The organism is Stakelama portus (assembly GCF_003171655.1).
Lineage (GTDB): Bacteria > Pseudomonadota > Alphaproteobacteria > Sphingomonadales > Sphingomonadaceae > Sphingomonas > Sphingomonas portus.
The window spans coordinates 219,925-233,539 of record NZ_QFZL01000002.1 but is presented as its reverse complement, the minus strand read 5'-3'; the positions used below and the strand labels follow the sequence as shown (position 1 = coordinate 233,539).

The 13,615-nt window shown below is 61.0% G+C and carries 12 protein-coding genes; 6 read left to right on the top strand and 6 right to left on the bottom strand.

Annotation, left to right across the window (positions count from 1 at the left end):
* Positions 1-64 precede the first annotated feature (64 nt).
* Entirely contained in the window at positions 65-1,528 is a 1,464-nt protein-coding gene (locus DKB74_RS06515) for an ADP-ribosylglycohydrolase family protein (RefSeq protein WP_109807338.1), read from the top strand.
* 213 nt (positions 1,529-1,741) lie between these two features.
* On the opposite strand, the gene DKB74_RS06510 is transcribed toward DKB74_RS06515, so the two are convergent.
* Positions 1,742-2,863: an IS110 family RNA-guided transposase gene (locus tag DKB74_RS06510; RefSeq protein ID WP_161956821.1), complete on the bottom strand. Its 1,122-nt coding sequence runs from the start codon at positions 2,861-2,863 to the stop codon at positions 1,742-1,744.
* 120 nt (positions 2,864-2,983) lie between these two features.
* Here DKB74_RS06510 and DKB74_RS06505 point away from each other — a divergent pair, with 120 nt between their 5' ends.
* Both DKB74_RS06505 and DKB74_RS06500 read left to right on the top strand, forming a co-directional pair.
* On the top strand, positions 2,984-3,598 hold the full coding sequence (locus DKB74_RS06505) for a S24 family peptidase (RefSeq protein WP_109807336.1): 615 nt from the start codon (positions 2,984-2,986) through the stop codon (positions 3,596-3,598).
* A gap of 568 nt (positions 3,599-4,166) precedes the next feature.
* Positions 4,167-4,559 carry a hypothetical protein gene (locus DKB74_RS06500; protein ID WP_109807335.1) on the top strand — a complete coding sequence of 131 codons (393 nt, stop codon included), beginning with the start codon at positions 4,167-4,169 and terminating at the stop codon, positions 4,557-4,559.
* Between the two features lie 168 nt (positions 4,560-4,727).
* Here DKB74_RS06500 and DKB74_RS06495 read toward each other — a convergent pair whose 3' ends face one another.
* From DKB74_RS06495 to DKB74_RS06475, 5 genes are all read right to left on the bottom strand, one after another.
* Entirely contained in the window at positions 4,728-5,987 is a 1,260-nt protein-coding gene (locus DKB74_RS06495) for a hypothetical protein (protein WP_109807334.1), read from the bottom strand.
* 106 nt (positions 5,988-6,093) lie between these two features.
* Positions 6,094-6,765 (bottom strand): hypothetical protein, encoded by a 672-nt coding sequence (locus DKB74_RS06490; protein ID WP_109807333.1) that lies wholly within the window; start codon positions 6,763-6,765, stop codon positions 6,094-6,096.
* Positions 6,766-6,823: 58 nt separating this feature from the next.
* Positions 6,824-7,657 carry a hypothetical protein gene (locus DKB74_RS06485; protein WP_109807332.1) on the bottom strand — a complete coding sequence of 278 codons (834 nt, stop codon included), beginning with the start codon at positions 7,655-7,657 and terminating at the stop codon, positions 6,824-6,826.
* Between the two features lie 176 nt (positions 7,658-7,833).
* Positions 7,834-8,490 (bottom strand): response regulator, encoded by a 657-nt coding sequence (locus DKB74_RS06480; RefSeq protein ID WP_109807331.1) that lies wholly within the window; start codon positions 8,488-8,490, stop codon positions 7,834-7,836.
* A complete protein-coding gene (locus tag DKB74_RS06475) occupies positions 8,483-10,900 on the bottom strand; it encodes a HAMP domain-containing sensor histidine kinase (protein WP_109807330.1) in 2,418 nt (805 codons plus the stop codon). The genes DKB74_RS06480 and DKB74_RS06475 overlap by 8 nt, the downstream gene beginning before the upstream one ends.
* Positions 10,901-11,171: 271 nt before the next feature.
* Here DKB74_RS06475 and DKB74_RS06470 point away from each other — a divergent pair, with 271 nt between their 5' ends.
* From DKB74_RS06470 to DKB74_RS18930, 3 genes are read left to right on the top strand one after another with little or no spacing between them, the layout of a single operon-like run.
* Positions 11,172-11,681: a hypothetical protein gene (locus tag DKB74_RS06470; RefSeq protein ID WP_145960915.1), complete on the top strand. Its 510-nt coding sequence runs from the start codon at positions 11,172-11,174 to the stop codon at positions 11,679-11,681.
* 47 nt (positions 11,682-11,728) lie between these two features.
* Complete coding sequence (locus DKB74_RS06465; protein ID WP_145960914.1) at positions 11,729-12,673, top strand: hypothetical protein; 945 nt, start codon at positions 11,729-11,731, stop codon at positions 12,671-12,673.
* A 43-nt stretch (positions 12,674-12,716) separates the two neighbouring features.
* Positions 12,717-13,289 (top strand): hypothetical protein, encoded by a 573-nt coding sequence (locus tag DKB74_RS18930; protein WP_193504395.1) that lies wholly within the window; start codon positions 12,717-12,719, stop codon positions 13,287-13,289.
* Positions 13,290-13,615 lie beyond the last annotated feature (326 nt).

Sequence of the window (13,615 nt, the reverse complement as noted above, 5' to 3'; positions counted from 1 at the left end):
TGTTTGATGCGCAGGGCGCTCAGATGCGGCCAACTTTATCGTAGGTAGGGATTAGTCAGGCACAATGAGTAGAAGCCTTCGGAAGAGCTTAACCGACCCTATCCAGATCCCGACGCTGTCAGCAGCGACCGGGCGAATTGGAGTATCGTTCTGTCCCGGTAAACGGGGGCCGGCATTTGCCGGCTTCGATTGGGAGCGCGATCTCGCTGTCGACTTGGACGCGGTGCGCGACTGGGGAGCCGCCGCAGTCATATCTCTAATCGAGGATCATGAGATCGAATTTCTTGGCGTTTCCAATTTGGAAGCGGAAGTGACCGCTCGCGGCATGGAGTGGCTTCATCTGCCAATCGTTGATGTTACCGCACCCGGTGATGAATTTGAGCAACGATGGCGATCCGCTGGACCTCGCGTGCGCGGCATGCTCGCAGAAGGACGAAGCGTTTTCGTCCATTGCAGGGGCGGTCTCGGCAGGGCGGGAACGGTAGCAGCGAGGCTGCTTATCGAACTAGGCGAAGCTGACGCCGCTAGCGCGATTGCACGAGTAAGAGAGGTGCGACCTGGGGCCATCGAAACCAGGGCGCAGGAGAACCATCTGCACGAGCTTTGGCGCGTGTACGATCGTGCATGTGGATGTCTGATCGGTTTGGCCGTCGGAGACGCTTTGGGGACGACGCTCGAGTTCAAGCCTCGTGATAGCTATGACCATATCACCGATATGGTCGGGGGAGGGCCGTTCGGTCTGGACGCGGGCACCTGGACTGATGATACCGCGATGGCTCTTGCTCTCGGGGACGCTCTTCTGGCTAGTGCGGCCAAGGGCTCAATCTTTGAACCCCAAGAAGCACAACGCCGATTTGTCGAATGGTGGAAGAATGGGGCTTACAGCCCAACAGGCCACTGTTTCGATATCGGGATCACCACTCGCCAAGCACTCTCGCGTTTTGAACAGAGCGGGGATCCCATCTCAGGTTCGGACGATCCCTATTCAGCAGGAAATGGATCTCTGATGAGGCTGGCACCAGTCGCGATCTGGGGCATCCGGGCTGATCCTGCGGTGATGACACGAGTGGCCCGTCGGCAGAGTATGACCACCCACGCGGCCGATGCATGCCTGGAAGCGTGCGAAGCTTATGCGCTGATGCTGCGAGCGGCGATTCTCGGTGCCGATTTCGACAGTGCACTGGGAGATGCTCGCGGATCCTACGGTCCACACATCGGGCCGATTGTCGCCGGCAGCTGGCGCGGGAAGGCCCGAGATCAAATTTCGAGCAGCGGCTTCGTGGCTCACAGCCTCGAAGCGGCAATCTGGTGTGTAGCAAATACCGATAACTTCGATGATGCGGTGTTGCTGGCAGCCAACCTTGGTGACGACGCAGACACCACTGCGGCAATCGCTGGGCAGTTGGCTGGTGCCATCTACGGAGCCTCGTCTATTCGTCAGTCATGGCAGGAGAAGTTAGCTTGGCGCGACGAAATTGAGGCGCTCGCCCGAAAGTTAGCTTTCCCCGCAACTCCGCTCCCAAGTTAGTGTCGAACGATCGCTTTGCAGCGCGGCCCAAATTCCCGAGTTAGAGCACGAGCATTCAATGGCTACCTGTAGGCATCAGGTCGCGATCGGGTTCGTAATGCGTCAATTTTGACACCGTAACGCTGTTTCAGGGGATAATGCTGCAAGTTTGCGACATTATGAGCTGTTGTCTGAAGTGAACGCTGCGATTGACGGCAGGCTTGGCCCAATTACCTACAGCGAGATCTGCGTCCCAGAAATCAGAACGGGGTCCAAGCCTGCCTCCTCCTGCTGGAGGAACAGCGAAGGTTCGCCGTCTGCGCGAAACGGCGAACCTGATTTCCACATTCCGAGCATGATCACCGCAAGCTTCCTGGCCACGGCAACGCGCGCCTTCAGGAACCCAACCCGCTGGGCCAGCTCGAGACCCCAAGTGCGAAGACGGCTTTCGATCTCAATCCTGCAAAGTAGCACGGTGGCTGCGGTAATCAGGTGCATCCGTGTCAGCTTGTTACCGTGCCGACTGATACGCCCCCGGCGTGAAGTGGCGCCTGACTGATATAGGGTTGGGGTCAGGCCCAAGTATGCGCCAACGTCACGGCTCCGCTTAAATCGATGTGGATCGCAGATGGCACTGTAGAACGAAAGCGCGATCACAGCTCCGACGCCGGGGATCGTCTGGAAATTGCGACATGTAGGATTGTTCGATGCGATATTGCGCATCTGCCGGTCAAGAGCGGAGATCTGCTCTCTCAGAGCCTCGGAAATTTCGACGAGCGGTTGCAGATTGACCCCGATTTCAAGCCCGTGCTGCCGCATTTTCCGCACCTGGTCGTTCACCTCAGCGGCTAGCGCACCCTTTCCGTTCAGAAGTTTCACGTTCCCGCCGTATAACCTGAAAATCGATTGGATGAGCGCATCCGTCCTGGCGCGGTTTTTCAGCATTGTTCTCCGAACATTGATCAGAGTTCGGATATTCTGATGCTCCATTGGCTTCACGAAAACCTGCGACCCCATCGATCGAGCAAGCCGCCCGAGCTCTGCGAGCCCTCGGGCATCGTGGACATCTGTCTTCTGCCGCCTGATTGCCAGGAACTTGCTCGATTTGCGTACATCGACCACCTCAACGGGAAATCCGAATGAGCGCAGTTCGCGAACCATCTGTGTGCCATTGCCGGCCTCGATCGTGAGGCACTGCGCTGCCTCGACGCCAAACCTCCGCAGAATATCTCTGATGGGTCCAGATTTCGTTTCGCATATCGCTTCGAAGAGGATCCCGCCCTCTGCGTCGATGAGGCAAACGGCTGTTTCGAGATGCCCCGCATCGAGCCCCACCCAGTAGTGCTGATAAGCCAACCACCGCATCCTTCGAAACCTGTCCAGAAAGCCTAACCTAGGTTGGGCCGCGCAACTCGCCGAGTAGGAATTATCCGCTCTGGCGTGATAGTGGAATAGGATACGCTAGGAGTGGATAGGATGACCCCGAGGCAAGCGCTTGATGATTTGATCCGCGAGCGGGACGAGACCTACGCTGCGGTTTCGCGTCTGCTTGGCCGAAACTCCGCCTATATCCAGCAATACATCAAGCGGGGCACGCCCGCGCGTCTCGATCAAAGCGACATCGCTCAGCTGGCTTTGCATTTCGATGTTCCTGCCAAACTGCTCGGCGGAAAAGAGAGTTCTTCAACTCCGCGACGTTCGGTCATCACTGTGCCGGTAATTGAGGCCAAGGGCTTGGAAATCCCACAGGAACGATCTCGGATCGTAGATGAAGCCTGGCTAAGACGCCTATGCAACAGGCCTGCAGGTTTGGCGATCTTACCCATTGCTGGTGAGGCTATGCAGCCGACCCTGCAGAACGGCGACGAAGTCATAATCCAAAGGTTGCGCTCTCACGATGCCCTTCACGACGGGCTCTACGCTGTCCGGGGATCGTCAGAGACGTTCGTCAGGAGGATCGCTCTGGACCCGACCAAAAATCGCATTTCTGTCCTGACCGACCATCCCGCTTATCCAAGCTGGAACGGTGTTCAGCGAAAGGCGATCAATGTCGTCGGCAGAGTGATCTGGATTGGTTCTCAGGTATCGTGAGTGGGAGCTATGCTGCCTGCGACATACACCAACTTGCGCAGTGAATGCCCACTGCTCGGGATAAGTCCAACGGTTTGCCGCGATCGAATATCCGCTCATCGCAAAGGTCCCAAGATGGGGGTATTGCAGGGGGTATTTTTGGCGAAGCTAATAGAGAACCGCCAATTTAACAGCTACTTAAGTGAGGTTGGTGGATCCCTCCTCCGCTACCATTTCCCTTATGCCTGTGAAGGCATGGTCCGCCGGAATGGTGCCTCCCCGACGGCGGTTTGGGGCAGCGCGTTGCAACCGACCCATGATGTTCGGCACGGCATGGCGGGGAAATCGTGCCTGCGATCCCTGCTGCCACTAGCCATTCGGCGTAGTGCGACTAGTCATTCGGCTAGTTCCGCCTTGGTGCATCCTCGTTAATTCTCGTCGCGGTTCAGAGCCCCTGCAGAGAATATCTGGTGCAATTCCGATTTTAGTTCCGAATCTTCTTCGGGCAGGTCCGCTGCGCGTAGAAGAAATATTTCCGCACTTGATGATTGGGGCTTCGTCCTTGGTATTTCAACACGAGGATAGCAAAATGAAAATCAAAACGCTTATCGCATGTGCGCTTTCACTCGGCGGCTTTGCGGCCGCGACCGCTTCGGCGCAGTCGGCGCGTACGAACATGTACAATGCCAACGGTGTCGATTTCCATATTTCGACGGCAAATTTCGAGAACACCTACGAGCTTACCAGCAACTGGGAAGTCAAATATAATGGACGTCTGATCGGAACCTGGCTTCAGGCATCGGACGGGGTCGAATCGCATTTCTTCATCGCGATCGGCAAGAATGAAGTCGCCGGCGGTCGCAACGACATGATTGTCTATTCCGGCGAATATGTGGTCAGCAGCGGCGACTGCAAGATTCGCCGGATCAGCGCCGACGCCAATGGCGGTATCACCGGCGAGTGCACCATCACGCCCAAATAAGCGACCGACAGGCGCCCGGTCCGAGCGACCGGCAGGGAAAAGGGCACCGGTCTCGTACGAACGTGACCGGTGCCTTTTCGTTTTTTGAAGACGAGTTTCGGAAGCGGCGTTGGAGCGGATCGGTCGCCATGCTCCGGCTGCGAAGCGCGACAGACCCGGTTTCGGGGGTTACCGAACCAGTTGCCAACCGCCCTTGCCGTCCTCCTCGACCAGGGTCAGCGACCGATAATCGATGTCCTGATAGTCCTGGCCGAGTTTCAGGAACCAGGCATAGCCCTGAAAGACGCGCCACAGATCGGCATCATCGCCATAGCCATAGGCTCCGCAAAGATGCGCCGGCGGTTCGTCCTGCGGCTGGCGGGCGCGTTCGGCCGGACTGACATCGACGATATAGCCGTCCGATACTTCCGTCGCGCGGCGAGCCGAGCAGCGCTGCACGACGTCGCGCGGTTCCTCGTACAGGGCGCGTGCCTCGACATCTTCGGCTGGCGTGCTCTTGAAGCGTGCATAGACATCGGCATAGGGCAATGGCGCTTCCAGCTTCCCGAAGGCGCTGCCGTCTTCGTGATAGGCGGTTTCGATGCGTTCCAGCGACGCCATATGCGCGTCCGCGCTGCCATAGAGGCGAGAGACGCGTCCGCTGCATTCGGCGGCTCGGTAAAGGAGCATCTGGCCGGCCAGCCAGGCTTCGTTGATCGCCCAGCTGCACGGACCCTGCAGTTCCGGCTCGGGACCATCGGCGATCCTGAGATAGGTCTCGGCTTCCGAAAGGCACAGGCCGCTCAGCGGCAGCCGCAAACCCTTGCCGGGGCATGGCGCGATCGGACCTTCGGTTTCTTCCGCAACGCGACGACCCATTTCGTAGCAACGGTCGAGCCCGCGTTTCACGACCTCGCCGGTGCCGATCGGGAAAGTCGGCCTGGCCCGCTGGTCCCGGCCAGGCCCATAGACGGCAAAGGTGATTTCGTTGGCAGTGATGAAATTTTCGAACGGGGAGTCGAAATCCTCGATCGCCTGAAAGCCGCTGAGCCAGTCGTTGTTGGGCAGCACGGGGTCCCGGACGAAGCGACCGACATTCTCCGCACCGTGCGCCTCATCGCCGTCGAACCAGATGCCCAGCGGCGCTTCGCCATTTGCGCCGATCTGCTGGCGATCGAAACCGTTGACGCCGAAAACATAGCCTTCGGCCACGCGCTCGACGCGGACCGCGGTGCCGGAGTTCGGCAGGTTTGCGACCGCAGCGCAGGAGAGTTGGCCACCGAACATTTCCGAACTGGTCTGATAGAAGATCCAGGGACCATAAGTGGCATAGGCGGCCTCCCCGGCGGCCAGTTCGAGCTGGGGACGCTGGAAGGTCTGGGCGCCGCACCCGGTGGCGCAGAGTGCGGCCAGCGAGATGGCCGTGATCCCGGCGAAAGAATGTTTCATCGATTGACTCCCCGAACGAAGAGGGCGCTTCGAATGACAGAATGGCGGTGGCTTTCGGCCTCTGCGCGATATTGTCGAACCCGTGCCGAAACCGCGTCGCGGCGGCTCATCGGATCGTGCAATATTTCGGGACATTGGGTGCCGGGTCGCTGCCCATCGACCGGTTGCTGCACATCACGGGGCCGCGCATCCGTCTGCTGACGGTGCCGCTCGTGGCGCCATATTGCACCGTAGCCCAGCCGGTGAACTGGCAAAGCTGGTTCTCCGAAGCGCAGCGTACGGCGACGGCCGGCAGCGCGCGGCTTGTCCGTCCGCGGTTCGCGACGCAGCTGTTCAGCGCGCCCAACGCCTGATGCCAGCCCGACAGCATGTAATAGGAATAGCCGCCACCCACATCGAGCCCGAGCCGGACGCCCTGTTGCATGTGCGAGCGGAATGTACTCTCCGGCATGGAAAAGAATGCCCAGCCATTGGTGGTCAAATATTCAACCCCGTCGCCCTGGCTGTTGAAATTCACGCCGCCGGTAAAGGGCCCGCGCCGGGAGGAGGGCGTAGCGATCACGAGCGAGTTGCCCGATGCGAACTTGATCAGGCGCATCCGGTTGTTCGTGTTGGTCGCTTCGGCCGAGCATTGCCAGAATTGGCCGTTGTTGCGCACCGAATAGACGTTCCATGCGGCAACCCGCTGATAGAGCGTGTCCTGCGTATGCATCTGCGCCGCTGCCGGCATGGCGCTGACCATCGCGCCGAACGCGGCGAAAATAGCGAATTTCTTCATCGATCTTCCTTTCCTGAGAGATTGTTCGCGGCGTTCGGGCCGCATCGTGCCGCAATGGCTATTCGGTGCGTTGCCAGCGCCCGTCATCGGCTCGTCGCATCAGCGTGAAGGAGCCGGGATCGACCTGGGCGAAATCCTGTCCGAGCTGGAAGAACCAGAGATAGCCCTGGAAAACGCGCCAGAAGGACGCCTCGTCGCCACTATATCCGAAGGGGCCGCAGCTCGATCGCGGCATGTCGTCGGGCATCGCCGCGGCCTGATCGGGAGGAACATCGACCACCAGCGCATCGTCGGGCCAGACGTCGATTCCCGCTTTCCGGACGCGGCATAAAGCGCGATCGGCCGGGTCGGTCATTGCCGGGCGCGCGATTTCGAGGATCGCGTCGTCGGCGCCGCTGGCGGTCATCGGCGCGATGCGAACCAGCACCTGCCCCGCAAGCATGTCCTCCGGGTCGCGCCAGGCCGCCGACTGATAGGAAAGCTCGGCAAGATGCGCCGCCGGCGAAAATGTCAGGCGAGTCAGCTTGGACCGGCATTGCAGCGCGCGGTAGAGCAGGGCGTCATCGGCGAAAGCGCTTTCCTGAACCACCCATGCGCAGCCATCGGGCGCGTCTGCCGATCCGCCGGCGCTATTGAGGTATCTGACCGCGGCATCGGCGCAGATACCGGTTATCGGCAGGCGCCGGCCGTTGTCGGCGCAGGGTTGCGCAGCCGCTGCGGTGCGCGAGGCGGTCTGGTCCTGCTCCGCAGCGCTGTTCTGGAAACCGGCGTTGGAGGACGGGTCGCTGCAGGCACCAAGCGCGAGGCTGAACAGAGCCACTCCGATCCCTGTCACGCCGATCGCGGCGGTGGCGCCCGGCTTGTGTCGGTCATCGCTGTTTGGTTTACGCATCGGCAGAGCCACTCCGCGGATTGGCATCGTGCGGCAGTTGCCGAACGATAGTGACGATGCGGGCTGCACCGTCCGATCCGAGAGTAGAAAAAGGTGGCGAAAGCGAAACTAGCCGGACGTTCCGCTTTTCCTGTACGTCCATACAGGGCCGGTTGCTGTCGGCCCGGTCGCCGCCTTCAGAAATCCGATTGCGAGATCAGCGATTCGCGCACTGCCGTGGCGACGGCTTCCGCGCGATTGCTCGCGCCCAGTTTCGCCAGCACTGCGCTGACATGATAGCGCGCCGTCGGCACCGAAATACTCAGATATTCGGCGATTTCGGAATTGGTGAAGCCTTTGGTCATCAGCGCCAGAACGCGCCGCTGTTGCGTCGCCAGTCTGTTGGTCGGCGCCGCCGTGGCATGCGTTTCGCGGCTGGGTTCTTCGGCCGTCATATCCGGCAGGGCATCGATCACGGCTTCTCCCGCATGGACGCGGCGGATGGCGGCGATCAATTCGTCTTTGGTGACGGATTTGGGGAGGAAGCCCTTGGCGCCGGCGGCAACCATCTCGCGCATCGTGGCCTGATCGTTCGCGACGGTCAGCGCGATCACGGCGACTTGGGGATAATGTTCGCTGATCGCCTTTGCGACCGCGCATCCGCCCATCCCGGCCATATGTACGTCCATCAGCACGACATCGGGATTGGCCTTGCTGCACAGATACAGCCCCTCTTCGCCATTATCGGCCTCCCCGACGATTTCGATGTCCGGACTTGCGCCGAGCGCGTTGATGACGCCGCTGCGGACAAGCATGTGATCGTCGACCACCAGCAGGCGTATCCGGTCAGTCATGGGTTGCCGCCGTCCAGGCCATCGTTACGGTCGTCCCCGAATTGCGGGCCGATGCGATTTCGATTGAGGCGCCGATCGCCGCCGCACGCTCCCGTTGGATCGCAAGGCCGAAGCCCTTGTGTCTGGTCATCGTATCAAAGCCACATCCATCATCGCAAATTTCCAGGAACGCATGCCCTTCCACGGCCTGTGCGAAGATTCGCACATGGGTGGCGACCGCATGTCTGACGATATTGTTGAGCGCCTCCTGTGCCACCCGCAGGAACTGCATCTGTACTTCGGTTGGCAATTGTGCATTTCCGTCCAGTTCGCTGACCAGTGCCAGTTCGGGATGCGCATCGGCGAAGCGCGCCAGCAACTCGGCGAGCATCGGCACGAAGGACTGGTCGTCGCGCGAGTCCGATCCGCGCAATTCGTTCAGCATCGCGCGCACCTCTGCAAGCGCATGTCGATTGAGATTGCCCAGCTGGTCCAGCGTTTCGCGGTCGGGCATGGGGTCTTCATTCGAGCGTTGTTGCAGCGTGTCGGCGAGCAGCGCCGACGAAAACAGGGTCTGGCTGACGGTGTCGTGCAGGTCGCGGGACAAACGGTCGCGCTCTTCCAGCTGGGCGTTGCGTGCGGCGAGCTGCACCGCCTGTTCGGTCCGTTCGGCGACACGCTGTTCCAGCGTTTCGACCAGATTGCGTTGCGCGCGCGCCATCGCATTGAACGACGCCGACAGCGACCCGATCTCATCGGGAAAGCGGACGGGAACCTCTGTCTCCAGCTGGCCTTCGCGAAAGCGCTCGACGCCGCGCAGCAAGTCTTTGAGCGGCGCGAGCATATTGACTCGCAGGAATAGCGGCAACGCCAGCAGGATGAACAGGATCGAGAGGATAAGCGCCACGGCGAGCGGCCCGAACAGCCGGTCTTCGGCGGTCAGGAAACGACGCTGAAAATCGTCGATGATGCCGACGCCACGCGGTACCGCCAGCGGTAGTTCGCCGATTGCAATGCGTGCGACACCGCCGGCGTCGTTGCCGGGCGCGATGCCGATCATCCAAGGGGCGTCGATGCCATATTCGGTGCGGATGAAGTTCTTCGGCAATTCGACATAGCTGATTTCGATGGCGCCATTGCGGTGGAGCACGGCCTGGACCGTGAACCGCCCTTCGATATTGGTACCGCCATTCATCCGGTTCCAGGTGACGACGGTGCGATTGGCGTGTCGCTTGATCAATATCGCGGCACCGGGAGCGAATTGCTGTGGGGAGGAGTCTCCCATGAAAATACTCAGCGCATAGATGATCGGCTGATTGTCCGGCCGGTGCCGCACGTCGCGCCATGTCGCCAGTGAATCGAAACTCAACATCCCGTTGAAATGGACGAACGCGCGGTCATAACGTTTTCCGAAGAAGGGAAACTGGAACGGCAGCCATTCGCTATCCGATTCATAATGGATCGGCGTGCCGACATCGCGCTCGGGGCGAAAAGCCACTTGGCGCATCGCATATCCGCCATCGCTTGTCGGATCGAAACGATAGGTCTGCCCCGTCGTGACCATGTTCGGTTCGCGATAGGTCTGTTCGAACACAGGGAGCAGCAGCCAGCTTATTCCCACGATCACCACCATCAGCAGCGTGATGGTCATCCCGGACAGCTTTGCCAGGAACGAGCTGCGCTCGGGCATATATCCGAAATAGACCAGCGCGGTCGCCGCCACCTGGGCCATGAACAGCCAGCAATTGACGAGTTCGGTCAGCGAATCCGAAAATGCGACATCGAAGAAGCCATAGGCGCGGAACGTCAGCGTGATGACCTGAATCAGCACGATCGCGCCGACGACCACGAACCCGCGTGCGGCGGGCGCATGCCGGGTTCCGCGCGCGGCGCGCATCTGACGCCAGAAGAGCGCGCATAGCCAGAGCAACGATCCCAGCAGCAAGAGATCGAGCTGCGCCGGCCGATAGACAATCTCTTCGTTCAGCGAGGAAAGCCAGCGCGAGACGGCAAATCCGGTTTCATAGACGGCAATTGCGGCAGTGACGGCCCCTGCCAGCCGCCGTTCGGTCCGCGAACCAAGTTCGGTCGGGAATCGATAGGCGAACTGAATGAAGGTGAACGCCGCAAGCGATTGAAAGGGGCTGATCCAGGGCAGAAAATAAATCTGGTATTCGCCGACCAGAACCGCCTTCAGAAACGAAAAGACGAGCGACGGACCTTGCGCCAGCATGGTCGCCAGCAGCAGAATCATCGCCGGCGTCGCCTTTCGCAGCCGATATTCCCGGAACAGCCGGTATCCGACATAGGCTGCGAACAACGTCCCCAGGATGAGTTGCGCCAGAAAGCCTATGGCATGGGGATCCCACAGGAATATCCGGTCGAGCGCCATGGATTCGGCAGGCGCAAGTGGCGCGGCATCAGAATCCATCGTGCAACTTCGCTCCCCCCGAAGCGAATGAGGCGGCAAGCGTTGGCGCCAAATTCCCTAGGTGATCTACGACGAGCGGTTACGCGCTGGCAAGGACGCGGCATCGGCAGGGGCGGTGCAGAATCCTGTACAGATGAACAGGGTTGCCGCGCCGATCGTCCAGTTCCCGCGCCGCACCGCGCCCCATAGCCTCTGCACGATCGCGCCGCTGCCGTTCGCCACCGCATCCGATGGCGGGGCAGTCGCGCTTCTTGCTGGGGAGGAACCATCCGTGATCAACCGTCTCTCAACACTCGCCTGCGCCTTGCTGGGCGCTGGATTGTGTCTGACCGTCGCCCCGCCGGCGAGCGCGCAGCAATCCCATGGCCGGAATTTCGAATATCGGTCGCAGGTGGGGGCATGGACGATCCGCCCGATCTATCAGAGCGGACGGTTCTCGCGTTGCGCGGCCGACCTTCGCGGATCGAGCGGCGTGCTGCGTTTCGCTTATTTCCCCAACGGAAATTATTATCTCAGCTGGCCCTCGACGACCGGCGGCGTCACGGACCCGTCGCTCACCATGCTGTATTTCGATCGCGGATACCGCGTGATGCGCATGTCGAATCGCTCCAATCGTCCGTCGATTCAGCTCGACAGCACGATGATCGACAATCTCTTCCGCGCCAATGAAACCATCGGCGTTCAGCAGAATATGATCCGGCGTGACTGGCCGCTTTACGGCCAGGACATGACCGATGTGTTCGTCGAAATGGAAAACTGCACGCACAAATACGCGTCCTGAACGGGTTCCGCCGAGGCGGGATTGCGACCGGCAAGGAAATCGGATCGATGAAAAGCTCTGTAAAACTATGCATGTTGCTGCCCGGCGCGCTGCTGGCTGGCTGCGGGTCGGTGGCGGAGGATGCGGCTGCACCGAATCTGGCGACGGTCGGCGTCCCGGTCGAAACCGGCTCGGCCCCGGCTCAGGGCAATGCGGTTGCTGTAGATGCTCCGGCGAAAGCCGCCGTTCAGACGGCGCAATCGGGCGCGCGACCGCAATCGGGCGAGCGACCGGTGAATTGCGAACTGGTCGTCGACGGCAGGACCTATATCAAGGACACTTGCCTGTTCACGCCGATGCGCGGTGACGGCAGCTTTCAGATAACCAAGGACGGCTATGCCGTCCAGGTGGATGTCGCGGGCAATGGTTCGGGCAGCGCCTATTGGAATGCGGAGCCCGCTGCCTCGCATGTTTCCGATCCGCTGGGTTCGGTAACCCGCCGTGGCGGATGCTGGACGAATGCCCGCGCGCGGATCTGCGCCACCGCTTTGTCGCCGCAGGAACAGGCGCGCGCCAGCGCCGCGATGCCGGCGGGCAAGAAGCTCTATCCCGATCTGCCTGGTGCCTCTTCGAGCTGCCTGCGTGCCGCCAACGGACTTCGCGTGGGCAGCGAAATTGTGCTCGATAATTGCCGCGTGCCCGATGATCTGATCTTCGTGCGCAAATCGAACGGAGAGATCGGGATCGACAGGCATCCCGAGCTCTGTCTCGACGTCGAAAGCCCGGGCATGATGAAGCCGCCGGTCATGATCCTGGGCCGCTGCGGCTCGGGCGGAACGAAGTGGACGATTTCAGCCAGCGCGACGCGTGCCGCGCCGATCCGGTCCAGTGACAATCGCTGTGCGACGCTCCCGCTGATGCTCGATCCGAGCGCTCCGTTTCCGTGGAGCCTGAGCGTTGCGAGCTGCGATTCCGGCGAGGAGATCGCCGACTGGTTCCTCGCCGATGATTGATCGCGGCGACGAGAGAGCTGGCGGCGAAACGAAGGGGAACATGATGAAACACATCCACTCGATACTGTTCGCGACGGGCGCCGCACTGGCCCTGGCAGGGTGCGGCGGCGGCGCTGGAAACGCCGATGACAGCCAGCCCGTGGCAAATGCCGCTGCCTATCCGACGACCGCTGCGAGCGGTTCTGTCGCCGCAGAGCCGGTAGCCGCTCCGACCGCTCCGATCGCTGCGCCGGCTGCTGTGGCCACTCCGGCCGCAGCGAGCAAGGCTGCGCCCAGGCCGGCTGGTCCCGGGCGGTTCGCGGCATGGACGGCGGATGAAATCGCCGGCGGCGCCAATGCCAATTGCGTCATCAAAATTCCGGCCGGCGACTATCGCGGGGCGTGCAAGTTCACGGCCGAAGGCGGCGCCAGTTTCTCGGTCGAACATCCCAATGGCTATCCGCTGATCGGCGATGTCGAAAGCTTCTATCTGGCGGCGGACACACGGACCGTTGCCCGGTTGCACGGAATGGATCCGGTTGAAGGCATGCAGGATTATGGTGTCGTCAACCGGCCTTCGACACGCGAAGCCTGTTGGGGGAATGCCACTGCGCGTATCTGCCCCTACGCGAAATAGGCAATTCCGTTTCGGCGCAACGGAACGACGCTTGCCGTCGTCATCGCATCGCGTATCGACCATGGCAGGACCAGAGGCGGGGGGGGCTCTGGTCCTGCCATTCGGTATGCGCGGCAAAGGCGACACGGGCCGGCGGCAAAGCGAAATTCCTCGAATTCACGACCTAGCCCTAGGATGCGGTGCTGAAGGACCGGCGCACCGTCGGCAGTTCGGTCTCGATCGACTATACCCTCGCTGAACCCTTGCGTACCGGGAGCGCGTGCGGTTGGCACGCGCAGGCTGGCGCGGCCGTTCCGCAACGCCCGATCGCAGCGCGGCGCGAATTG